At 41.6% G+C, this 23,742-nt stretch carries 20 protein-coding genes, 1 pseudogene and 1 riboswitch; of the genes and pseudogenes, 11 read left to right on the top strand and 10 right to left on the bottom strand.

Annotation, left to right across the window (positions count from 1 at the left end):
- The first annotated feature begins 149 nt into the window (after window positions 1–149).
- Both RM553_RS07360 and RM553_RS07365 read left to right on the top strand, forming a co-directional pair.
- Window positions 150–1,493: a sugar porter family MFS transporter gene (locus RM553_RS07360; protein ID WP_311534277.1), complete on the top strand. Its 1,344-nt coding sequence runs from the start codon at window positions 150–152 to the stop codon at window positions 1,491–1,493.
- 68 nt (window positions 1,494–1,561) lie between these two features.
- A complete protein-coding gene (locus tag RM553_RS07365; RefSeq protein WP_311534278.1) occupies window positions 1,562–2,458 on the top strand; it encodes a carbohydrate kinase family protein in 897 nt (298 codons plus the stop codon).
- Here RM553_RS07365 and RM553_RS07370 read toward each other — a convergent pair.
- Window positions 2,455–3,369: a diacylglycerol/lipid kinase family protein gene (locus tag RM553_RS07370; protein WP_311534279.1), complete on the bottom strand. Its 915-nt coding sequence runs from the start codon at window positions 3,367–3,369 to the stop codon at window positions 2,455–2,457. The two genes, RM553_RS07365 and RM553_RS07370, sit on opposite strands and share 4 nt — an antisense overlap.
- A 222-nt stretch (window positions 3,370–3,591) precedes the next feature.
- Between RM553_RS07370 and surE the strand changes: the two genes are divergently transcribed.
- Window positions 3,592–4,323 (top strand): 5'/3'-nucleotidase SurE, encoded by a 732-nt coding sequence (gene surE, locus RM553_RS07375; protein ID WP_311534280.1) that lies wholly within the window; start codon window positions 3,592–3,594, stop codon window positions 4,321–4,323.
- A gap of 416 nt (window positions 4,324–4,739) precedes the next feature.
- Here the strand turns inward: surE and RM553_RS07380 are convergent, their stop codons facing one another.
- Genes RM553_RS07380 through RM553_RS07395 form a run of 4 tightly spaced genes read right to left on the bottom strand, consistent with a single transcriptional unit; the run spans window position 4,740 to window position 7,457 of the window.
- Window positions 4,740–5,030: a Trm112 family protein gene (locus RM553_RS07380; RefSeq protein WP_311534281.1), complete on the bottom strand. Its 291-nt coding sequence runs from the start codon at window positions 5,028–5,030 to the stop codon at window positions 4,740–4,742.
- The gene (locus RM553_RS07385) at window positions 5,027–5,680 is read right to left on the bottom strand and encodes a thiamine phosphate synthase (protein ID WP_311534282.1); all 654 of its coding nucleotides are present in this window, start codon (window positions 5,678–5,680) and stop codon (window positions 5,027–5,029) included. Before RM553_RS07385 ends, RM553_RS07380 begins: the two co-directional genes overlap by 4 nt.
- Window positions 5,680–6,735, bottom strand: a complete 1,056-nt coding sequence (locus RM553_RS07390) for an AIR synthase family protein (RefSeq protein WP_311534283.1) — start codon at window positions 6,733–6,735, stop codon at window positions 5,680–5,682. Before RM553_RS07390 ends, RM553_RS07385 begins: the two co-directional genes overlap by 1 nt.
- Window positions 6,735–7,457 (bottom strand): class I SAM-dependent methyltransferase, encoded by a 723-nt coding sequence (locus RM553_RS07395; protein ID WP_311534284.1) that lies wholly within the window; start codon window positions 7,455–7,457, stop codon window positions 6,735–6,737. The genes RM553_RS07390 and RM553_RS07395 overlap by 1 nt, the downstream gene beginning before the upstream one ends.
- A 71-nt stretch (window positions 7,458–7,528) precedes the next feature.
- Window positions 7,529–7,618: riboswitch (TPP riboswitch) on the bottom strand.
- Window positions 7,619–7,760: 142 nt separating this feature from the next.
- Between RM553_RS07395 and RM553_RS07400 the strand changes: the two genes are divergently transcribed.
- The 8 genes and pseudogenes from RM553_RS07400 to RM553_RS07435 all read left to right on the top strand — a co-directional run bounded on the left by RM553_RS07400 (window position 7,761) and on the right by RM553_RS07435 (window position 18,925).
- Window positions 7,761–8,075, top strand: a complete 315-nt coding sequence (locus RM553_RS07400; protein ID WP_311534285.1) for a DUF6660 family protein — start codon at window positions 7,761–7,763, stop codon at window positions 8,073–8,075.
- Window positions 8,076–8,156: 81 nt separating this feature from the next.
- Window positions 8,157–12,516 (top strand): annotated as a pseudogene (locus RM553_RS07405) (CusA/CzcA family heavy metal efflux RND transporter).
- Window positions 12,517–12,522: 6 nt separating this feature from the next.
- Window positions 12,523–13,722, top strand: a complete 1,200-nt coding sequence (locus tag RM553_RS07410) for an efflux RND transporter periplasmic adaptor subunit (protein WP_311534286.1) — start codon at window positions 12,523–12,525, stop codon at window positions 13,720–13,722.
- Between the two features lie 10 nt (window positions 13,723–13,732).
- Window positions 13,733–14,386, top strand: coding sequence for a cation efflux transmembrane domain-containing protein (locus RM553_RS07415; protein WP_311534287.1), 654 nt, complete (start codon window positions 13,733–13,735; stop codon window positions 14,384–14,386).
- Window positions 14,387–14,496: 110 nt separating this feature from the next.
- On the top strand, window positions 14,497–15,033 hold the full coding sequence (locus RM553_RS07420; protein ID WP_311534288.1) for a hypothetical protein: 537 nt from the start codon (window positions 14,497–14,499) through the stop codon (window positions 15,031–15,033).
- Window positions 15,034–15,202: 169 nt separating this feature from the next.
- Window positions 15,203–15,709 (top strand): (2Fe-2S)-binding protein, encoded by a 507-nt coding sequence (locus RM553_RS07425; protein ID WP_311534289.1) that lies wholly within the window; start codon window positions 15,203–15,205, stop codon window positions 15,707–15,709.
- A gap of 11 nt (window positions 15,710–15,720) precedes the next feature.
- Window positions 15,721–16,707: an FAD binding domain-containing protein gene (locus tag RM553_RS07430; protein WP_311534290.1), complete on the top strand. Its 987-nt coding sequence runs from the start codon at window positions 15,721–15,723 to the stop codon at window positions 16,705–16,707.
- Between the two features lies 1 nt (window position 16,708).
- A complete protein-coding gene (locus RM553_RS07435; RefSeq protein WP_311534291.1) occupies window positions 16,709–18,925 on the top strand; it encodes a xanthine dehydrogenase family protein molybdopterin-binding subunit in 2,217 nt (738 codons plus the stop codon).
- A gap of 525 nt (window positions 18,926–19,450) precedes the next feature.
- Here the strand turns inward: RM553_RS07435 and RM553_RS07440 are convergent.
- From RM553_RS07440 to modA, 5 genes are read right to left on the bottom strand one after another with little or no spacing between them, the layout of a single operon-like run.
- Window positions 19,451–20,635 carry a molybdopterin molybdotransferase MoeA gene (locus RM553_RS07440; protein WP_311534292.1) on the bottom strand — a complete coding sequence of 395 codons (1,185 nt, stop codon included), beginning with the start codon at window positions 20,633–20,635 and terminating at the stop codon, window positions 19,451–19,453.
- Between the two features lie 11 nt (window positions 20,636–20,646).
- Window positions 20,647–21,522, bottom strand: a complete 876-nt coding sequence (locus RM553_RS07445) for an ABC transporter ATP-binding protein (protein ID WP_311534293.1) — start codon at window positions 21,520–21,522, stop codon at window positions 20,647–20,649.
- Window positions 21,519–22,184 (bottom strand): molybdate ABC transporter permease subunit, encoded by a 666-nt coding sequence (gene modB / locus RM553_RS07450; RefSeq protein ID WP_311534294.1) that lies wholly within the window; start codon window positions 22,182–22,184, stop codon window positions 21,519–21,521. The genes RM553_RS07445 and modB overlap by 4 nt, the downstream gene beginning before the upstream one ends.
- Window positions 22,184–22,582, bottom strand: a complete 399-nt coding sequence (locus RM553_RS07455) for a TOBE domain-containing protein (protein WP_311534295.1) — start codon at window positions 22,580–22,582, stop codon at window positions 22,184–22,186. Before RM553_RS07455 ends, modB begins: the two co-directional genes overlap by 1 nt.
- Window positions 22,579–23,271 (bottom strand): molybdate ABC transporter substrate-binding protein, encoded by a 693-nt coding sequence (modA, locus tag RM553_RS07460; RefSeq protein ID WP_311534313.1) that lies wholly within the window; start codon window positions 23,269–23,271, stop codon window positions 22,579–22,581. Before modA ends, RM553_RS07455 begins: the two co-directional genes overlap by 4 nt.
- Between the last annotated feature and the right edge of the window lie 471 nt (window positions 23,272–23,742).

Below are 23,742 nucleotides of genomic sequence, written 5' to 3' on the forward strand. Positions count from 1 at the left end.
TCCTATTAAAGTAGCGAAAAGCCGGTTATGCCACAACAGTTTTTCCTGAGGATTAGGTTCTATGTTTCAGGTGATTTTTCATTTCATCATAAAGTAAAATTTGATCATCCTTAATAATAGACATAGATTAGTGGTAATATTAAACAAATATGAAGAAGATTTTTACCTGGTCAATAAGTGCCGCTTTAGCAGGATTCTTATTTGGCTTTGATACCGTGGTGATTTCGGGAGCAGACAAGCAACTCCAGGAATTGTGGCACACTTCAGATGCTTTTCATGGATCGGTTGTTATGGCTATGGCGTTATGGGGAACAGTTGTGGGCGCTATTTTTGGCGGATTTCCCACTAATTTCTTCGGAAGAAAAAACACCTTGCTTATTATTGGAGTGCTGTATTTTGTTTCGGCACTGGGTTCTGCCCTGGTAAACGATCCTGTAACATTTGCCATTTTTAGGTTTATAGGAGGCCTGGGAGTTGGAGCTTCTACCATTGCCGCTCCCGCTTATGTTTCTGAAATTGCTCCGCCCAAACAACGGGGCAGGCTGGTGTCTCTGTACCAGTTTAATATTGTGCTGGGGATCCTTGTGGCATTTCTTTCTAATTATTTGCTTAGAAACACCGGAGACCAGCCCTGGAGGTGGATGGTGGGAATAGAAGCCGTACCTGCTTTAATTTATATCATATTTGTAGTGTTTATCCCCAAAAGTCCACGCTGGCTACTTTCTAAATCTAAAACTGTAGAAGCGGAGAAAGGCCTGAAAATCATTTATCCTGATGCTAATATTCAGGAAAAATTGCTCGAAATTAAAAGGCAGACAGATACCGAAGATACCAGCGAAAGTATATTCATTAAGAAATACCGCCTCCCGTTGATCCTCGCTTTTTTGGTGGCCTTCTTTAACCAGTTATCTGGTATAAATGCGTTTTTGTATTACGCGCCAAGAATATTTGAAGCCGCAGGCCTGGGAGAAAGTACGGCACTTTTGAGCAGTATTGGAGTAGGAGTGGTAAACCTGGTTTTTACCCTTCTTGGGGTCTTTCTTATTGATCGTTTAGGTAGAAAACAGCTTATGTTTATTGGTTCTTTAGGTTATATTGTTTCGCTTTCCCTGGTTGCAGCAGCTTTTTTTCTTAATTGGGGCGGTTTATGGGTTCCAATTTTTCTTTTTCTCTTTATCGCGGCACACGCCATTGGGCAGGGCGCGGTTATCTGGGTCTTTATTTCTGAAATTTTCCCGAACCATTTACGGGCTTCAGGCCAGGCTTTTGGTTCTTCAACGCACTGGGTTTTGGCGGCTATGGTGCCATCGGTTATTCCTGTGCTGTTTTCTTCTGTTGGTCCCGGATATGTTTTTGCCTTTTTCGCGTTTATGATGGTACTACAGCTTTTATTTGTGATCTTTATGATGCCAGAGACCAAAGGAAAAACACTGGAGGAACTAAGCGAAGAATTATCCCTGGGGAAAGAGAAAATAAAATTCCGTGGCCAATAAGGGTAAAGCAATATTATCGGGATATACAGAAAACAGAAACATTATCAGGTTTAAAATTAAGAGGATAAATGAATACAAAAAAAGCAGTTTGTTATGGTGAAATCCTGTGGGATGTTTTTCCGGATGAAGAACGAATTGGCGGGGCACCTCTAAATGTGGCTTCCCGCTTAAGCAGCTTCGGAATTCATACCAAAATGCTTAGCAAAATTGGAAAAGATGAAAGAGGGCAGAAATTGCTTACCTATCTCAAAAACAATAATGTTGACACCAAACATGTTTCAGAAGATGAAAATCTTTCTACCGGAATTGTGCAGGTAAGTTTGTCTCCTTCCGGTTCGGCATCTTATGAGATCAACTATCCATCTGCCTGGGATAAAATAAATATTTCCGAAGAAATGAAGCAATCGGTAAAGGAAGCAGATGCTTTTATTTTTGGAAGCCTGGTATGTCGAGATGAGGTTAGCAGAAAAACACTTTTTCAACTTCTTCCTGAAGCAAATTTTAAAGTTCTTGATATCAATTTGCGGCCGCCGCATTACGATGAAGAAGTTCTGCTTAAACTCATTCAGCAGGCCGGATTCATCAAATTTAATGATGATGAATTGTTTGAGATTGCCGCTATGCTTGGTTCTATGTACAATTCCCTGGAGCAGAACCTGGATTTTATTGCCGGAAAAACCATGGCTTCCTCTATTTGTGTAACTAAAGGAAATCATGGTGCGGTTTTTTTGCATGAGGGGGATTTATACTATAACAGCGGATTTAAAATTAAGGTAAAGGACACGGTAGGGGCGGGAGATTCCTTTCTAGCCACTCTTGTCGCCAAAATACTTCAGGGGGAGAAAACACAAAAAGCCCTGGATTTTGCCTGCGCAGTGGGAGCTTTAGTTGCGGGGAGAGAAGGAGCTAATCCAAAGCTTTCCCAAGAGGTCATTGAAAATTTCATCCATCCGCAGGAATCTTAATCCTGAATATCGGTAAAAAATTCCAGGTAATCGTCGGCTAATTTTATTTTGAATTTTTTTCCGAAGTAATCGGTAATCAGGTTATCATCTATATGTGCACGGGAACCGCTCCACTTCATCTTCGCTTTTTTCACGGGAATTATGGTCACCAGCTTTTCCAGGTCTTCCTCGCTGGCCTGGTTCTTAATCAAATTACTGATGTACACTTCCAGTTCTTTTCTTTTTTCTTCCGGGATTAAAACCAGTTCAAAATGTTCATCGGCAGGAATGGCATTTGGCGCAAGGCTAAAGTTAGGGCCAATCAGCTTAATGTTCATCAGTTCTACCAAGAAGAAAGCACCTTTTATTGTAATGCCGCCGGTTTCAATTTTCGCTTTTTTTGGTTTATAATTCCTCACGATTTCCAGTAACACCTTAAGGGTTGCCCTTAATTTTTCTTCGGGATCATCGGGAGTGCTTCGTTTTTTCATTTCTGAAATCAGCTTCGGAAAAATCCCAAAGCCAAAGCTTTCCAGGAAAAAATCCTTTTTCCCCGCGCTTTTTATTTTTCCGTAGCTAAAACGGGATGACTTGCCGTTTAGTTCAATTTTATGTGATTCCTTTTGCTGGACCACATTAAGGACTTTTGAAATATTGTTGGCAGTACCCAGCGGAATTAGGTGAATTGGAGGGGGTTTGGGAAGGTCCTTTTTATTGATGAGGTTCTTGGCCAGCTTTCTAACCGTTCCGTCTCCTCCTGCCAATAGGAGCGCATCGGCTCCTTCAGGTTTAAAATGTTTTTTCCAGAAGAGGTAATTGGTAGAAATATATTCGGCATTATATCCCGAATCTTTTACAATCTGAATTAGTTCCTCCTTATCATGCCGGCCATTCCCGGCGGTAGGGTTGTGCACTATTAGGATCGTCTTCATAATTAGGCTGTTTCAAAATAAAGGTAACCACATTTGCGCTTGGTTGAATTGGATTAACGATATCTTATGATTTTAAGGCAGCATGAGGAAACATGCTTTAAGAAGAATTGTTAGACTGTTGTTAGAGGAACTATAAATTTTAGGGCTTTTGGAAATTGAAGGCTTTTGGAAAAACTGAATTTCGTAATTTAATGCAAAGAGAATTCAACCAAAACTGAAATTATGAGGATACTGATAACCAACGACGACGGAATTTACAGCCCGGGGCTCGCCTGCCTCGCAAGAGTAGCGGCAGAATATGGGGAAGTTATTGTAATGGCCCCCGATGTGGAACAATCTTCCATGGGGCAGGCCATAACTTCGGGAAAGCCTATAACTTACAAAAAATCGCCCATTCATTTTGAGGGAATAGAAGCCTACCGCGTAAGTGGAACGCCCGCCGATTGTGTGGCCCTGGGAACCCATTTGTTTGAAGATATAGACCTGGTTCTTTCCGGGATTAATATAGGTTCAAATTTGGGAAATTCTGCCTGGCATTCAGGAACGCTTTCTGCGGCCCGGCAGGCTGTGCTTTTTGATATCCGCGGAATTGCCCTTAGCGTTTCGGTAGGGGAAGAGGAGCCCGATTTTGAGGCTTTGGAACCCTTTGTTTCTGAAGCCCTGAAAGAAGTGGTTCATGAAGAGGAACGCAAACTGCTTAACATCAACTTCCCGCGTTCTCCTGAAGGGGAAATAGTCTGGACCAACCAGTCGGTTAGGCATTACGATGGGAAGGTGATTGCCAATAAAGATCCCATGGGCCGGCAGCATTACTGGTTTACCGTGGTGCAAATTGAAAATGTGGAAGAAGGTACAGATCGCTGGGCCATAAGAAATGGCAAAACCAGTATTACCCCAATGATCCTTGATATAACAGATCATGAATATTTAAATAGAAGAAAAGAGCAGAAATAGTGTGTGTATTATTTCATTCTTAATGCTTCGGTACGCCTGCTATCGGGAAAGGATTAAAGCTAAAAAGGAATAATATAAATATACTTTTTTTGGGAAATTTTACTCTTTATTTTTCTCCCGCAAATACGCTGATATCGCAGGGACACTTTTTAACTTTTCCACTTGAAACTTTCAACTTTAAAGAAAAACCACCCCGTTCTTCGGCCACCCTCCTTTTTTAAGGAGGGGAGCTAAAAAAGGTGTTTTACGAAATTATTTTGGAACAGTTCCTTCCCTTTTTTTAAGGGAAGGTGTCTAAATCAGCTAAGGCTGATTAAGACGGAAGGGTGAAACCAACTGTTCCTAACTATCTATTTCTGTTTTGAAACATATTTTAAAATGAACATTGCTTAAAAAACCTCAGCACTTTCCACTTTTTATTCTTTTATTTTTAAACTTTCATCCTCCACCAGTCTGAAATTTTCAATTTTTTTACCCGGCATGTGTTTTTGCCATTTTTCAAGTATAGGCTGTTCCAGCTTGAACTCCCGGTATTCATCGGGGTTCATAATTGGAATTCCTTTTATTATGGGATAGATCCTCCTGCATTTTTTACAGGTAAGGAAACCTTCAATTACATTTTCTTCCAGATCTTTGGAGATGCTGGTTAGCGCTATTTCCTCTTTGTCAAAAGGGCAGCATAATTTATCTATGGTTGCTAATTTCATTTTTTCAGCTTTTTTATTTCGTTTATATAATTTCTGGTGGCGCTGCCGGGATCTTCAGCACTCATTATTCCTGAAACCACAGCTATGCCGTCAAAACTTAGGTCTTTTAATTCTGTAACATTAGAATGCTGAATTCCTCCCGCAAGAAAAATAGGCATCCCCGTAATTTTCCTTGCTTTTTTTATAGCATCAAAGCTTACCAGTTCACAATTGTTGCTGGTTTGAGAGGGGAATACAGAGCAGAAGGAAATATAATCCAGGTGATGCCCTTCTGCCTGGTTTATAACAGAGATATCATTGTTACAGGTTAAGCCGAAAAGCGCATTTTCTTTTGAATTTTTCCTGATATATTCAAAATCTTCCGGAATTTCGTCAAAATGAACTCCATCAGCTTTGGTCTTTTTCAGAAGTTTCCATTTGTTATTCAAAAAAACAGGAACATCTTTTTCATGACAAATTTCAGAAATATGATCTACAAGTTTTACCTGCTCTTCTTCCGAAGATGAAAAATTGTCCCAGATTTGTACGGCTGCTATTTTCTCCTTTAGAATTTGCTCCAGCTTCAGGATTAATAACTCTTCTTTCATAGACGGGTCAATTACCAGGTAAACGCCTCCTGATATTTGCCTTTTTTGTTTCGTCTTTTCCATCATTTCCATTTTTCATTATAAGCTTTAAAAAATGCCGCCCAGTAAGGATCCTGTTCAAAATATGGTAAATCCCGGGTTTCGCCATCTTCAATCAGCTTAATTCCATCTTCTTTTTCAGTGATTTCGCCAACGGCGGTGCAGGCGATATTTTCCTTCTTAAGCCTGTCGATAACCTCATTTTCTGTCCCTTTTTTACAGGTGATAATCATGGAGCCAGCACCAATGCTAAACCTGGGATCTATAGAAAATAACCTGCAAATCTCCTTCTGGGTATGGCCTATGGGAAGCAGGTCGTTTTCGATTCTGGCGCCGTGGCCACAGGCTTTGGTGAGTTCATAAATTGCTCCCAAAACGCCACCTTCGGTTACATCGTGCATGGCGGTAACATCTTTGTGCTTTTCATCTTTCCCTGCTGCGGTCAGTGCATCTTTTAAAGAAGAGGTCTCATAGAACATCTTGCAGCTTTCTTCAAAAACTTCTTTGCCGAGTTTATTTTTTACCGTTTCCGGGAAACTCATCCCAAGAATGGAAGACGAAGAAATTGCGCAGGTTTTTGTTACCAGGATCACGTCCCCGGGCGCGGCATTTTTTGATACCAAAATATCCTTTTTTGGAGCTATGGTGGTAAAAGTGCCGCCGCCGGCGATGGTGGAATTCTGGCCTTCGATAAAGCCCGTATGCCCGCCGGTTATAGCCGTTCCAATGTCTTTGCAAAATTTGTGGATGTACTCCCAGTAAATTTTAAAATCTTCCTGCGGAAAATTTCCCGGAAGGTTCAATACAAACTGGGCGTACATGGGTGCAAACCCTGTTGTGGCCATATCATTAGCCATCAGATGCACCGAAAGCCATGCCGATTCTTCCAATCCCAGAGAAGGTATCAGGGAAAGCGGATCACTTGTTGCCGCCATTGCCAGGCCATTGGGTAAATCTACCAAAGAAACGTCCACGCCGAAGCCGGGGCCAACGCTTACTTCCTTCCGTGGAAATCCGCAATTATGGAAAATCACCTCTTCAAAAACATCATTCTCTATTTTTCCCAGTTCTTTGCTCATTAGTCAACATCTTTAAATTGCACATATAATCCGAAGAAATCCCCATAAGGCTTATTCCATTGCTGTACGGGAAACCATTTTGGCAGGCCGGTACAGGACCATTCTATAGTATATTTCCTGCCTTTTAAAGCTTCATTAATTATGGCAGTTAATTTCTTGGGAGTATAGAAAGTCGCGGTAAGGTAGAATGGGTTTTTACCAAATATTTCCTGGATTCTCCTGCGGGCAACCTTGGGAGAATTCCTGTTCATCATTCCCATGGCAATTCCGTATTTTCCCACTCTCGCAGCTTCCCGAATTACCTTTACCGGGTCTTTATAATATTCAAAAGTGGTAATAAATGCCAGGGAATCGAAAGTATTGTCCTTAAAAGGCATATTATGGGAATCTGCCATCACAAGGTCGCCGTCAAACAAATTGATGGCCTGGGAGAGCATTAGCGGAGAAATATCCCCACCGGTAGCTTCAATTCCTATTTCCTTCCACCACCTGGTAAAACGGGTGGTGCCGCATCCAAATTCAAGAAGGGTTTTAACCCTGCTGTCTTTGGAAACCAGTTGTTCCATTACCTTTTTCTGCCATACTTCAGCTCTTTTGTATCTTCCTTCATACCATTGCTCGTAGGTATCGGTATGCTCGCGGTTAAAGAACCATTCCGGCCTTTCCTGCCAGTTCTGTTGCGTCCTCGGCAGCAACTGAAAATCCTTTTTCTCTATTTCCATTTTAAATTTTTTATAAAAAAAACTCCATTCTGCAACCTGAATTTGCCAGGTAGAATGGAGCTTAAAACGGAAATATTTTAACACTGCATCCCTACGTTGGCATTATCCATGTCAGGTTTTCGGGTATTTCTCAGCTTTTTACGGCACCCCGTGCATTTGCTTCAAAGTTAAAATTAAATCGGCGGAATTTTATTTTTTCCGAAGATAATTCTAACGTTTTTCCTCTCTCCTCATTTATGTGCCGGGAACTGTCTTTTTTAACTGAAAGGTTTAAAAGTAGCCGGGCTTTTTTATATTTGCAGTGTGAAAATTATTGCCGCCATATTATCTTTTTATTTCCTGGGGCTAAACGCAGTTCCCTGTGGTGATGATATTTCACAATTCACTAATGATCTTCAGGAAACCGTTTCAGCGTTAAATACAGGGCATTCCCATGGTATGAAGGCAGATTTCTGTTCGCCTTTTTGCCAGTGTCATTGCTGTCACGTTCATGTGGTAAATTTTCAAACTTCAGAATCGCCGCTAATTGAGCAGCATATTTCAACTCTTGTTATTGCAAACGCTGTTAATTCGGGTGACGAAATTCCCGATACTCATTTCCAGCCACCGCGGGTTTAATTCAGTTTTACAGGGATAATTATATCCCGGCATGAAGGCCTTTCCGGCCAATTTTATAAACTGAATTAAATTCTGAATTCTATGATTAACAAGATCATTGATTTTTCAATCAATAATAAATTTATTATTGGGTTGCTTACCTGCGTACTTATTGGTGCGGGTATCTGGAGCATGATAAAAGTTCCGGTAGATGCACAGCCCGATATCACCAATAATCAGGTGCAGGTGATTACCCAGGCTCCCAATTTGGGAACCGAAGATATTGAGCAATTTGTTACCTATCCCGTAGAAGTGGCCATGAGCAACCTTCCCGGGGTAAGTGAAATTCGTTCTGTCTCCAGATTTGGACTTTCTGTCGTTACCATTGTTTTTGATGATGAGCTGGGTACTTATTTGCCGCGCCAGCTCGTAGCTGAAAAGCTGAACGCCGTAAAAGCTGAACGCCGTAAAAGAAGAAATTCCCGAAGGTTTTGGTAAACCTTCCATGGGGCCAATTTCTACCGGCCTGGGCGAAATATACCAGTATACTCTTGAAGTTGAAGAGGAATATAAAGATGAATATTCTCCTACTGAACTCAGGACGATTCAGGACTGGATTGTACGCCGGCAAATGGCAATGGTACCAGGAGTAGTGGAAGTAAACGGTGTAGGTGGCAGGATAAAACAATTTGAAGTTGCTGTAAATCCCGAAGAATTGCGTGCTATCGGGCTGAGTATTTCTGATGTTTTTAATGCCCTGGAACTTAATAATGCCAATACCGGCGGTGCTTATATTGAAAAGGACCATCAGGCAAACTTTATTCGGGGGGAAGGCCTGGCCCGTAGTGTGGAAGACCTGGAGAAAATCGTGGTAAAAAATTCTGATGGCATTCCTGTTACCATTCAAGATGTTGCCGATGTGAAAATTGGTAGCGCAGTGCGATACGGAGCACTTACTAAAAATGGCGAAGGCGAAACTGTTGGTGGCATGGTGATGATGTTAAAAGGTGCCAATTCCAATGAAGTGATTGACAATGTAAAGAACCGGATTGTGCAAATCCAGAAGTCCTTGCCGGAAGGAGTTTCTATAAAACCATTTCTGGACCGTAGTGAACTCATAAGTGAAACCACTTCTACCGTAACCGGAAATCTTTTGGAAGGCGGGCTTATTGTAATTTTCGTGCTGGTACTGCTGCTGGGGAACTGGCGCGGAGGCCTAATTGTGGCTTCTACAATTCCTTTATCCCTTTTGTTCGCTTTTATCCTGATGAATATTTTTGATGTTTGGGCCAACCTGATGAGCCTTGGAGCCATCGATTTTGGGATTATTGTAGACGGTGCGGTGATTATTGTGGAAAGCACCGTATTTCTGCTTCATCAGCGGATCTTAAAAAACAGGAAAATTGGTAAGAAAGAGCATGATGAGATTGCATCTTCTTCAGCAAAAAAGATGATGAATTCGGCATTTTTCGGCCAGCTTATTATCCTTATTGTTTTTCTTCCCATTCTCGCCCTGGAAGGTGTGGAGGGCAAAATGTTCAGGCCCATGGCGCTTACTTTTATTTTTGCCATGATAGGTGCAATGATTTTATGCCTTACCTATGTGCCCATGATTTCTTCTCTATTTCTGAAGGAATCCCCGAAGCAAAAGGAATCCTGGGGAGACAAAATTATTGGCTGGACCCAAAGAAAATATGAACCGCTTTTAAAAACTTCTCTTAAAAGAGCCAAAATTGTTCTTGGATCTGCGGTGGTACTTTTCGCTGTGGCTGTTTTCTTATTCACAAGAATGGGGGGAGAATTTATTCCGCAGCTGGATGAAGGGGATATCGCATTTCATATTATTCTGAAGCCGGGAAGTTCGCTGTCTGAAGGTATAGCCACTTCAACTAAAATTGAAAAATTACTGCTGAATGAGTTTCCGGAAATCGAACAGGTGGTAAGCCGGTTTGGTGTTTCAGATGTTCCCACAGATCCTATGCCGATGGATATTGGTGACAGTTTTATTATTCTGAAGCCAAAATCGGAGTGGACTTCCGCAGAAACAAAAGATGAACTTATTGCCAAAATAAAGAAGACCATTGGTGTTATTCCGGGAGTTAGCTACGAGTTTACCCAGCCGGTGGAAATGCGTTTTAATGAACTTTTAACCGGGGTGCGCGAAGATGTGGCGGTGAAACTTTATGGGGAAGACCTGCAGGTGCTGGCTTCTAAGGCCAGTGAAATGGGTAAGATTATAAGAAAGATAGATGGAGTGGCCGATCTTAAGGTGGAAGCTACCGCCGGGCTACCACAAATTACCGTTAATTACAACCGCTCCAAACTCGCGCAGTACGGCTTGCAGGTGAGTACGCTCAACTCGCTTATTCAATCTGCTTTTGCAGGAGGTAAGGCCGGGGTGATTTTTGAAGGGGAAAAACGTTTTGACCTGGTGGTTCGTCTGGCGGAAAGTGAGCGTACAAATATTGAAAATATCAGGAATTTATATGTCACGCTGCCTTCCGGGACTCAGGTACCGCTAAGGGAAGTGGCGCAGATTTCCTATCAGCCCGGCCCGATGCAGATTAGCAGGGACAATACCAACCGTAGGACGTATGTGGGAGTGAACATAAGGAACCGCGATGTAAAATCTGTTGTTAGCGATATTCAACAGAAAATGGATGAGGAATTGCAATTACCGCCGGGATATTATATTAGGTATGGCGGTGCTTTTGAGAATTTTGAAAGGGCGAGCAAACGACTGCAAATTGTGGTGCCCATTGCTTTGCTGCTCATTTTCATACTCATCTTTTTCGCCTTGAAATCTTTCAAACAAACCACCATGATCTATATGGCCATCCCGCTGGCAGCCATTGGCGGAGTATATGCGTTGTGGCTGCGGGATATGCCCTTTAGTATTTCGGCAGGAGTGGGTTTTATAGTGCTTTTTGGGGTTGCTGTTTTAAACGGACTCGTATTGATTAGCGGGTTAAATGAGCTGAAGGAAGAGGGAGTCAACAGTTTAAGTCAGCGTTTAACAGAAGGCACAAAACGAAGAATAAGGCCAATATTGCTTACTGCTTTAACTGATGTGCTGGGATTTTTACCAATGGCGGTTTCAGGCTCTGCAGGGGCCGAGGTGCAACGGCCACTGGCCACGGTCGTTATTGGAGGTTTAATTACTTCAACCTTGCTTACATTGTTTATCCTGCCAATCTTGTACAAATGGACCGAGGAGCGGGAAGGTAAATTTAAGCTGAATAAAAAGTTTGTGCCGGCCACTGTCCTTCTTGCATTGTTTTTTCTGAACCCGATAAAGGCAAAGTCTCAGGAATTAAATGATTTACCTGAGATAAATCAGCAGCAGGCGGTGGAGATGGCCTTAAAAAATTATCCTTTACTGAAGAGTAGGCTGCTGGAAATAGAACAGGCCAAAGCTGAAAAAATTTCGGCCTGGGATTTTGGGGAAACCCAGGTTTTCACAGGTGGGGAAGAACTGGATGAAGAGCGAGGGATTTATACCAAAATAGGAATTCAGCAGCAGGATATAGATATTTTCGGAATTTTGCCCGGGCGTAAACTTCAGAAGGAAAAAGTATCTTTTGCCGAGAAATCTTTTGATCTTTCTCAATTGAAGGTAGCGCAGGCCGTGCGTGAAATATGGAGCAGGGCTTATTTTGCCCGCCGAAAATTCGATGTTCTAAATCGGCTGGATTCTGTTTATCAGCGTTTTTCTGAAGCTGTAGATTTGCGATATGAAGTGGAAGCTATTTCCCGACTGGAAATGCTAACGGCGAAGAACAAAGCCGCAGAAATAGTTGTTCAGAAACAGCAGGCTTACCATGATTATCTTTCTGTTTTGCAGCAACTAAACCTGTGGATAGGTGATGAAAGGAAATTTACTGTTGCTGAAGGTTATACAATTGGTTCCCTGATTCCGCAGAAAATTTCTGCTGAAGAATTTTCAGATCACCCTGAACTTGCCACCGCTCGCCAGAAAATTGATTTAGCAGAAGCGGAATTTAGTCTTACTAAATCTAATTTTCTGCCAAAATTCAACCTTAGGTATGGCCTTCAGGAAGTAAATGGAGCTTCTGGATTTTACAGTTATCAGGCGGGAATTTCCATTCCGGTTTTATCGGGAGAGGCTTATGCAGATGTAAAAACGGCAAAAATCGAAAAGAAAATCGCTTCCCAGACTGCTGACTTTCAGCAGCGAAAATTTAAATCTCAATTGTCCAGTGCTTTTCAGAATTATAAAAAATGGGAGGAATCCTGGCAATTTTACCAGGATGAAGCACTGCCTTTAAATGAAGAACAGTTACAGGGTTCGTTACTGGCTTTTAAAGAGGGCGCAATAGAATATGTTGCCTTTATTCAAAATATGGACAATGCCCTGCAAACTGAATTAAATGCCCTAAAAACATTTAAAAATTATCAGCTGGCCGTGGCAGAACTTCAGTATTTCCTTAATTCTAAATAAATCAAGATGAAATTTTATTCAAAATATATATTTATTTTTCTAACCGGATTTTTAATGATTTCCTGTGGAGATGAAACCGGTACTAATGAAAAAGAAGCTGCTGTTTCAGAAAATCCAGGAGCAGGAGCAGAGAAAGCTTCCGCAAAAAGTACCGAGGTAATGATTTCCCAGCAGCAGTTTGATGCGCTGGATATTAAAATTGACACCCTGGCTACACGTTCCATGAGCGGATTTGTAGAGGCAAACGGCCATCTGGAAGTTCCGCCGCAAAGCGAGGCCACTGTAACAACTTCTCTGGGGGCAAACATTGCTTCCATAGAGGTGATTGAGGGAGATAATGTGAAAAAAGGCCAGGTGTTAGCCTACATTTCTCATCCCGATATTGTGGAAATTCAGACAAGGTTTTTGAATATGGCGAACGAGAAGGAATTCCAGGAGAAGGAATATAACCGCCAGCAAAAATTGTATGAAGCAGGTGTGGGGTCTGGAGAAGGTTTTCAAAAAGCTGAAGCTGCCTACCGAAACGCCAAAGGTAATTTACAGGGCCTTAAAGCTCAGCTATCTTTATTAAATTTGAATCCGCAGGCTATTTTAAACGGGAATTTGGCGCAGCGGGTGCCTTTAAAAAGCCCAATTGCGGGAGCTGTGCAAAAAGTGAACATAAAAACGGGGCAGTATGTGCAGGCTCAGCAAAATTTGTTCGAAATTGTAAATACAGAGCATGTGCATGCAGATTTGATGGTTTTTGAAAGGGACGTTGCCCTGGTAGAGGAGGGGCAGCAGGTAAATTTTACGGTAGAATCTTTGCCGGGAACCGAGCTGCAGGCTAAAATTCTTTCCATTGGCAAAACTTTTGAAGAAGACCCTAAAGCCTTACATATACATGCCGAGATTGAAGACAAGCCAAAAAACCTGATCCCGGGCATGTATGTGCGGGGCAGGATTGCGGTTGAAGATAACGGCACCATGGCCATGCCTGAGGACGCTATTGCGACTAACGGAGGCCGGTCTTACGTTTTTTCTGCGGAAGAAGAAGGGGAAGCATGGAGTTTTAAGCCTGTGGAGGTTATTACCGGCACGCGGGACAATGAATGGGTAGAGGTGAGTTTTGTATCCAAACCTGAAGCCGGGTTGAAATTTGCCTTCAATAATGCCTATTATCTCATGGCCGAAATGCAAAAAAGAGAAGGCGGGCATCATCATTAAATCTTCAAAAATGGAAAACCAGGATAAAGAAAAAGTTCAGAAAGGCCTGCATTACGCCATGATTTTAAGCGTAATTACCATTGCCTACAATACCATAGAAGGAATAGTTTCTACCTTTTTTGGCGCCAGCGACGAGACGCTGGCGCTTTTTGGGTTTGGACTGGATAGTTTTGTAGAAGTGCTTTCCGGAGTGGGAATCGCGCACATGATATACAGGATGAAACGCAACAGCATAAACGAAAGGGATAAGTTCGAAATTACCGCCCTTAGAATTACGGGTACTGCTCTGTATATTCTTACAGCCGGGCTTATAGTTGGGGCGGGTATTTCTATTTTTAATCAATCTGAACCTGAGACTACAATGGCCGGAATTATTGTAGCGGGAATTTCCATTTTGACCATGTATTTTCTTTATGCTGAAAAAATGAAAGTCGGGAAAAAACTGGACAGCAAACCAATAATTTCAGATGCGAAATGTACCAAAACCTGTTTTTATCTCTCTTTTATCTTGCTGGCTTCAAGCCTGATATATGAAATTTGGCAAATTCCATATATAGATGCTTTAGGAAGTATTGGTATTGCGTGGTATGCCTGGAAAGAAGGAAAGGAAGCTTTTGAAAACGCCAAAAGTAAAAGTCTTTCCTGTTCCAGTGATTGTTGTTAAAGTTTCAGATAATACTTTTCCTGCTTCTGCAAATTTCCTAAATTAATTATGTGTCGGAAAAACCGGAAATCTCCCCATTTATTTCATTTTAAATTTTTAAAACAATCGATATGAGAGGGAAATTGATTAAGGAGGGAAAACATGAATTATTCAGGACCACTCATGGGAACCATCTTCTAAACCTGGACGATAAAGATTTTTATGCCCTGGTGGAAGGACAAAAAGGAGATGTGATCGTGCTTTCAGATGCAGATCATAAAAAGCAGTCCAGCCTTTCCCAAGGCAAATATTATTATGCCGATTTTCAGGACGATCCGGAATTCCAGGATATGAGGCATTTGTTTATGGAAGATGGGGATCAATTCCGCGAACTTATTTTGCCCGAAGGCTTGCCTACAAAAAGTGATAAACAAAAAAAGCTCATTAGGGAGAGCAAGAAACTTTCGAAAGAAAAAGTGCTGGAGCATGTAAAAGGAAAAGGAAATAAGGGCAGCGAAAAGCAGTATTCCGGTGAAAAGGAAGGGCTTCGCGAAAAAAATAAAGGAGAGCTTTATGATATGGCGAAGAAGGAAGATATCAGCGGCCGCTCAAAGATGGACAAGGAGGAGCTGGTAAAAAAAGTGAGCAAAGAAAAAAAGAAAGATTAGGCTATTTTTTTACAATTCAGGCTAAATGCTATTTCATTTCCACGAATCATAAAAAAATATTAAGGTGCTTCTATTGTCAAGTAAAAGCAGGAATAATTCTTAAATTCAGATTAGAAATCATCGAAAATATAAGGATGATTTTTTTCAAAACTAATCAAACCAGCAAAAAATGGAATTATCCAAACATCCTGAAACCACTTCCGTAGAACTTAATATAAACGGGAGAAAGGTGGAACTTCAAATATCAGCCTGGACAACGCTTCTTGATGCACTTCGTGAACACCTGCAGTTAACCGGCACAAAAAAGGGTTGTGATCATGGCCAGTGCGGGGCCTGTACCGTCCTGGTAAACGGCAAACACATCAATTCCTGCCTTACCCTGGCGGCGATGCAAACCGATAAGGAAATTACTACTATAGAAGGCCTTTCTAATGGTGAAAATCTTCACCCGGTACAGGAGGCTTTTATTGAACATGACGCTTTCCAGTGCGGCTATTGTACCCCGGGGCAAATTTGTTCTACGGTAGGAATGCTGAATATGAAAAAAGGCAACAGCCCGGAAGAAATACGGGACCTCATGAGCGGCAACATATGCCGGTGTGGTGCGTATGCCAATATTTATAAAGTGGTGGAAGAAATGAAAGAAAAAGGAACCGAAGGTACTCCTTCAATTTAAAAATGTGAACTATGAATAATATTTCTTTTACCCGGGCAAAGAATATTGATGCTGCGGTAGAAAACGCAACTGACCAGGAAGAAAAAGTAAGATATATTGGAGGAGGTACCAATTTGCTGGACCTTATGAAATACCGTGTTGAAAATCCAGATCATCTTATTGATATAAATGAGCTGGACCTTTCTAAAATAGAAACTACAGAAGAGGGTGGAATGCTTCTCGGGGCTACCGTCACCAATGCCGATACCGCATATCATGAGGAAGTTGAGAAGAAATATCCTCTTCTTTCCAAAGCCATGCTGTCTGCCGCTTCCGCGCAATTGCGCAATATGGCCACCAATGGCGGTAACCTTTTACAGCGTACCCGCTGTTATTATTTTTATGATACTTCCATGCCCTGCAACAAAAGGGAACCGGGAAGCGGTTGCTCGGCCCTGGAAGGCTTTAACCGTATTCATGCTATTTTAGGGGAAAGCGAGCATTGTATTGCCACTCATCCTTCAGATATGGCGGTGGCACTGGCCGCTCTGGATGCAATAGTAAAAGTTACCGGGAAAGAGGGAGAGCGCGCTATTCCAATTCTGGAGTTTCATCGTTTGCCGGGAGACAATCCGCAAATAGAAACCAATTTAAAGGAAGGAGAATTAATTACCGGTATTGAACTGCCGCAAAAAGGTTTTGCTGAAAATTACGCATATCTCAAAGTCAGGGATCGGCCTTCTTACGCCTTTGCGCTCGTTTCTGTAGCTGCCGCAGTAGAACTTGAGGGAGAAAATATAAAAGATATTCGCGTTGCTCTTGGAGGAGTGGCCCATAAACCCTGGAGAAAGCCGGAAGTGGAGAAAAACTTCTACGGAAAAGCAGCCAGTCCAAAAAACTTCGAATCCCTGGCTGAAAAACTGATCGAAGGAGCAACGGGGTACGGAGATAATGATTTTAAAATCGGACTGGCTAAAAAGACCATTGTAAGAGCACTAACTGAAGCAATTGAAAACTAATATGATAGCAGACACAAAATATATTGGAAAATCTACGCGAAGGGTAGATGGTATAAAAAAAGTTACCGGGCAGGCACCTTATATTGCCGAATTTAATCCGGCAGACCTGGTACATGGTTATATTATTAACAGTACAATTGCAAAAGGTAAAATAACCGCTATTCATAAGGAAAAGGCACTGCAGGTTCCCGGGGTAAGGGAAATATTTACTCATGAAAATGTGCCGGTGGAAGTTAAAATAGATTCCGATTATACAGATCCGCTTGCACCTCCGGGCAATCCGTTTCGTCCTTTATATGATGAGAATATCCTGTATAATGGCCAGCCTGTTGCCATGGTGGTGGCAGATACTTTTGAAACCGCTGCTTTTGCTGCAGGCCTGGTTCAGGTAGAATATGAAGAAGAGGAAGCTTATGAAGTCGATATTCGCAGGAATCTTGATAATGCCACCCATGAAGATGTGCCCGAACCGCCAGAGCCAAGAGGGAACGCCGCAGATGCTTTTAACTCTTCAGAAGTAAAGATTGACACAGAATATTACCAGCCGCGGGAATATCATAATCCTATGGAGCCTTTTGCTTCTGTGGCTTCGTGGAATGAAGAAGAGGGGAGTTTTAGTATTTATGATAAAATCCAGGGCGTGAGCAGCAGCCAGGGGTATATAGCCGGGATTTTTAACCTTGAAAAAGAAAAAGTAAGGGTAATTTCTCCCTTTATTGGAGGAGCTTTCGGCTCCGGTTTACGCCCGCAATACCAGCTGTTTTTTGCTGCTATGGCTTCAAAAGCGCTAAAGCTTCCGGTAAAAGTAGTAATGACCAGGACCCAAATGTTCAGTTTTGGGCACCGCCCCGCCTGTTTGCAACGCATGAAACTTTCCGCAGATAAAAGTGGAAAACTCACCTCCATCCGTCACCAGGCTTTCGCTGAAACATCCCGGTTTGAGAAATTTAATGAAACAGTAGTAGATTGGTCCGGGCTAATGTACCAGTGTGAAAATGTGGCACTGGATTATCAACTGGTGCCGGTAGACGTTTATACGCCGCTGGATATGCGCGCTCCGGGGGGAAGTACCGGTATGTATGCGCTGGAATGTGCCATGGATGAACTGGCGATAGAAGCAGGGGTGGATCCGCTGGAATTAAGAATTATTAATTATGCTGAAAAAGACCAAAATGAAGATAAACCTTTTTCCAGTAAGGAATTAAAAGCCTGTTACCAAAGGGCTGCTGAAAAGTTTGGCTGGCAAAAGCGCAAATCGGAACCCCGAAGTATTAAACAAGGGAATCAGCTTGTTGGATATGGAATGGCATCCGGGGTTTGGGAGGCTATGCAGCAAAAATCTTCAGCAAAAGCTATTCTTACTTCAGAAGGTAAATTAACAGTGAGTTCCGGTACAGCAGATATTGGTACGGGTACCTATACCATTATGTCACAGATTGCTGCGGAAATACTTGGCCTTTCTATTGAAAATGTCGAATTTAAACTGGGAGATTCCACTTTGCCAGATGCACCAATAGAAGGTGGCTCATGGACCGCATCATCAGTAGGTTCTGCGGTAAAAATGGTGTGTTCCGCATTGCAGGAAAGCATATTTGAGCTTGCCACCCAAACACATCCCGATGTGTTTGAAAATAAGCTTATTGAAGACGCCACATTTAGCAATGCCGGGCTAAGCGCAGGTAGCGGTGCAACAATTTCTTACGCTGAAATTATTAGTTCTGCTGAGAAAAAGTCTATTCAGGTTGAGGTGAATTCCGAACCCGAAGATAGCCGGAGCAATTATTCCTGCTACACCCATTCCTGCGTGATGGTTGAGGTGCATGTAGATGAAGATACGGGAATGATTAGTATTCCCAGAGTTGTAAACGCTATTGCCGGAGGAAAGATCCTGAATCCAAAAACTGCGGAGAGCCAGATTATTGGTGGTGTTACCTGGGGGATAGGAATGGCCCTGGAGGAAGAAGGAATGATGGATAGCCGCAACGGCAGGATTATGAATGCCAACCTGGCCGAATACCATGTTGCCGTGCAGGCAGATGTTAAGGAAATTGATGTGATTTTTGTGGAAGAGCAGGATGATATCGTGAACCCTTTAGGAGCTAAAGGCCTGGGTGAAATTGGAATTGTTGGAGTGGCTTCTGCTATTTCGAATGCCATATATAACGCCACCGGAAAGCGGGTAAGGGAATTGCCAATAACGCTGGACAAGGTGTTGTAACTTTAGGGCTAAGATATTTTGATTCCTGCAAGGTTTATAAAACCTTGTAGGTTTTGTTTTCTTAACTTCTGCGGTAAGGTTTAGCCGATTTTAAAAGGAATAAATTTTTCGTTCAAGTCTTCATTAAAGGTACTGCTATTCACGAGCTAATTTTTCAATCCCTGTGATGTAGCGAGTGAAGATTTCGGCTTGTTCAGGGACTTTTCTATAAAGCCGGGCAAGGTGCTGTAACTTTCGGGCTAAGATTTTTTTAGATTCCTGCAAGGTTTATAAAACCTTGTAGGTTTTGTTTTCTTAACTTCTGCGTTAAGGTTTAGCCGATTTTAAAAGGAATAAATTTTTCGTTCAAGTCTTGTTTAAAGGTACTGCTATTCACGAGCTAATTTTTCAATCCCTTCTTGATGATTGTCAGTGTTTTATCATTTAATAAAGCAAACCTGCCAGGTTTCCAAAACCTGGCAGGTTTATATATACTAAAATTTGGTATTTTAACCCCAGAACAATAAATCTGCAAAACCGCGAATTTTAAAATGCAATAAATTCTACAGCACTTCCTGATAAAATGGCTGATTTTGGTGGAACAACAATAATTCCGTCTGCCCTGGTAAGGCTAATCATATCACCCGAACCGTTGCCGCCAATGAGGCTCGCTTTTAGAACTCCTTCTTCAGACGCAATAGAGACCAGTAAAAACCTGGTAAGGTCACCCTTGTTTTCAAACTCTTTTTGAAGTTGTACCTTTTGAGGGCGGGGTCTTATATTGAGGCATTTTTTTAGCCACGGCTTAAAATAAATATGAAAATTTACAAAGGTGGATATAGGATTCCCGGGAAAAGAAAAAACATTTGTTCCCATTTTATTTTGAACCCCAAACCAGAGCGGTTTTCCCGGCTGCTGTGCAACCCGGTGGAATATTTTTTCCACTTCCAGTTCTTCCATAATTTCAGGCAGGTAATCAAATTTTCCTTTGGAAACGCCTCCGCTTAAAAGAAGGACATCATTTTCTTCCAGTGCGGCTTTTAATTTTTCTCTTATCTGCTTCTTTTCATCTTTCAGATGAAGAAATTCCGGATAGATATTTTCTGCAGAAAGAGCTCCGTATAGGCTCATCCCGTTAGAATTCCTTATTTGGTGGGGCAAAGGTTGTTCCCCTATATTAACCAATTCGTCCCCTGTGGAAATAAGGCATACTTTTGGTAATTTCTTTACAAGGACCTGAGCCTTTCCCACTGCGGCCATTACGCCCATTTCTTTACCTGAGATCCTGCGGTTTTTAGTGAGAATTATTTCGCCTTTAGAAATATCTCCTCCTTTTAAATGGATATTTTGTCCTTTTTCAGGAGGCACTTCAATATGCATTTTACCATCTTTAACTTGTGTATGCTCATACATAATAATGGTATTGGTATTCTCAGGTAAAACCGCCCCCGTCATAATCTCGATACAATTTTTGTAATTTTCCAGTTTTGCCCGTGGTGAACCAGCCGCCCCTATACTTTCTATTTCAAAGGTAGTGACTCCTTCATCCAGGGCTTTTGAATTTATCGCATATCCATCTTTGGTAACACGGTCAAAAGGCGGAAAATCGCGATCGGCTTCAATATCTTCAGCTAAAATTCTTCCGGTAGCTTCAAGAAGTGGGATTACTTCATTTCCAAAATCTTTTACGGTTTCCAATACTTTTTGAAAAGCTTCCTTTTGATTGATCATAATAATTAAGTTTATTTAATTTTCTTCACCACCGGGTTAAATGCCTTGGAGGCAACTAAAACCTGGTCTCCGGCTTTGATGGTTTTTACTTCCTCTTCCATACAAATTACCTTTATCACATTTCTGCCAATCAGGATGCTTAAAATGGTAACCACACCTTCAGGTTTTATTTCCAGGACTTCGCCTGCAAACTGGAATTTTCCGCTGAGTTTGCTCTTTGTAAAAATAGTTACGGGTTTATCTTCTCTGGTAATTTGCCCATTTTCAAGGACAAGAACTTTATCGGCCAGTTTAATAATTTCTCCGGGATCATGGCTAATCAAAACTGTGGTCAGTGCAAATTTGCGGTGCAATTTTAAAATATAATCCTGTAATTTTCCGCGGATGCTGTGGTCTAAAGCTGAAAGTGGTTCATCTAAAAGAAGAATTTTAGGCTTTCTTACCAGTGCCCTTGCCAGCGCTACCCGTTGCTGTTGTCCGCCGGAGAGCGTGGCGGGTTTTCTATCTTTAAAACCGCTGAGCCCGGTAATGTAGATTAGTTCTTCCAGGTGAGATTTGTCTTTTTTACTGCCCGATGCAAATTCCAGGTTTTCTTCTACCGTCATATTAGGAAACAATGCGTAATCCTGAAACACCATTCCTATGTTGCGTTTCTGTGGCTCCAGTGAAATTTTTCGCTGTGTATCCAGCCAAACAGTTTCTTCTACTTTCATTCTTCCGTCTTCAGGGGCAAGTAATCCCGCCATCATTCTTAATATGGTGGTTTTTCCCGCCCCGGATTCGCCATAAATAACTGTAAAAGACCTTTTTTTTAAGCTGAAATTCACGTCCAGCAGCATTTCCCCGGAAGCGGCTTTTAATGTCTTCTGAAATTCACACTCAATCATCTCCAAAATCTTTTTCCGTTATTGATGATGTACACAAGCAGCAAAATTGCGAAACAAATAGCAAAAAGTACCAGGGAAAGCTTGTTGGCAGAAGCGTAATTTAAGGCTTCCACTTCGTCATAAATGGCGATTGAAGCCACGCGGGTTTCCCCGGGGATATTCCCACCAATCATAAGAACAACACCAAACTCCCCGATGGTATGAGCAAAAGTGAGCACCATTCCCGTTAACAATGAAGTTTTTATATTAGGTAAAAGTACTTTTAAAAAAGTAGTCAGTTTAGACTTTCCCAATGTGTAAGAAGCTTCTTTTAAATTCTCCGGAAGGTTTGAAAATCCAGATTGTATAGGCTGTATCATAAAAGGAAGGCTGTATATTACCGAGGCCAGTACCAGTCCGGTAAAAGAAAATACCAGCTGTATATCCAGCGTATCCTGCAACCACCGGCCAGTAGAACTGGAACTCCCAAAGGCCATAAGCAGGTAAAACCCCAGCACTGTGGGCGGTAAAATTAGCGGCATGCTAATTACGGCTTCAGCTATTGGTTTAAGTTTTGTTTTGGTATAGGCCAGCCAATAGCCAAGCGGCACTCCTGCTATAACAAGAAAAAAGGTGCTTAAAAGCGCAAGTTTTAGCGTGAGAAACAAGGGGCTCCATGCCATTATTCTGAAAGCATTATTTCGTTGGACTTCATCATTACCACCACTTCAGAATTGATTTTTAACTGTATTTCCTCCAGCTTTTTTCTGGAAATAACAGCAGAAATTTCGCTTCCAAGGCTTTTTATTCTTACTTCACTCAATAATTCTCCTTTTATTATTTCCAGCACCCTGCCCGGAAATTGATTTTCAATACTTATATAAGGAAGTGTGTTTTTGGACAATATCACCTCCGTTTCTTTAAACAGCAGGCGCATTTTTTTTCCGGTTTTCAGGTAAGAAGCTGTTTCAGGTGTTTCCACTACAATTACTTTTAGCTGAACCCCTGTTACTAAAATATCCAGTATAGATAAACTGCCGCTGCTCTCAATAGCCGATATTTCTCCTTTTAAAATGTTCATTGCACGGGTTGGTAGCCATAATCCTGAAGGATTTGTTGCGCTTCAGGCGAAAAAAGGAATTTATAAAATTCCGCAGCATTTTCAGCCTTTTTTTCATCTTTCTGCGCAATTAGTACCACTCCCTGTTCAATTGGAGGATAACTATTTGCATCCAGTTTAATCCACGCACCTTTTCCCTTCATTTTTGGAGACAAAACCACAGATTGTGCGGTGAAACCTATTTCGGCAGATTCAGAAAATATAAACTGGTTCACTGAAGAAATGCTTTCGCCAAACACCAGTTTTGGTTTCAACTCTTCATAAAGGCCTTTGTTTTTTAAAAAAGCGATCGCTGCCGTACCGTATGGCGCTGTTTTGGGATTTGCCACAACAATGTGTTTCAGCCTTTGGTCCCGCAATATTTCTACTGAAGGTTTTAAGCTGTCTTTTAAAGTCCATAGAACAAGGCTGCCAAAAGCGTAAATTTCAGGTTTTTCCTTTGTGATTCCGGAATTATAAAGCTCATTAGGATATTTCATATTAGCGGCAACAAAAACATCATAAGGTGCGCCTGCCTTTATTTGCGCAGTGAGCTTGCCGGAAGAACTCACGATTATTTCAGAAGGAACACCCGTTTTTTCGGTAAATTCCTGTACCAGTTCGTTCATGGCAAACTGCATATTGGCCGCGGTGGCAATCCTCAATCCCACCAATTTTTTTTCTTTACAGGCAGAAATCGTAAAACCGATTAATAACAATAGTATAGCTCGTTTTATAAAGCAAAAGCCTGGTAAACTCAAAGGAAAAGATTTTAATAGCTTCCGTATGCAAAGAACAGCAAGGGAAGGGATTAATAATTAAGGCTAAAATTAATGATAAATACTTCCAAATATACCTGCCTAATCATCAAATTATATTTTCGTTAAGAAATACCTTAAATTCAGTTGCATTGGATGTTAAAATAAATTTAAACCTTTAATGTGTTTCTTCTTCTTGTTCTTAATTAATGTAATTTCTGTGCAACTTGTTTTTTGAATTTTTCCCTGCATTTATTTTCGTACGGCCTGGTGAATATTAGAAAGATGCATAACCTGTTAAAGATGATGAATAATAATTCTGAAGCTAAATTGATTAGAGCCGTTTCCCGTTCAGGCGGAGTAGTTTAGGGAATTTTATGGCCT

The organism is Autumnicola tepida, from assembly GCF_031846485.1.
GTDB lineage: Bacteria > Bacteroidota > Bacteroidia > Flavobacteriales > Flavobacteriaceae > Autumnicola > Autumnicola tepida.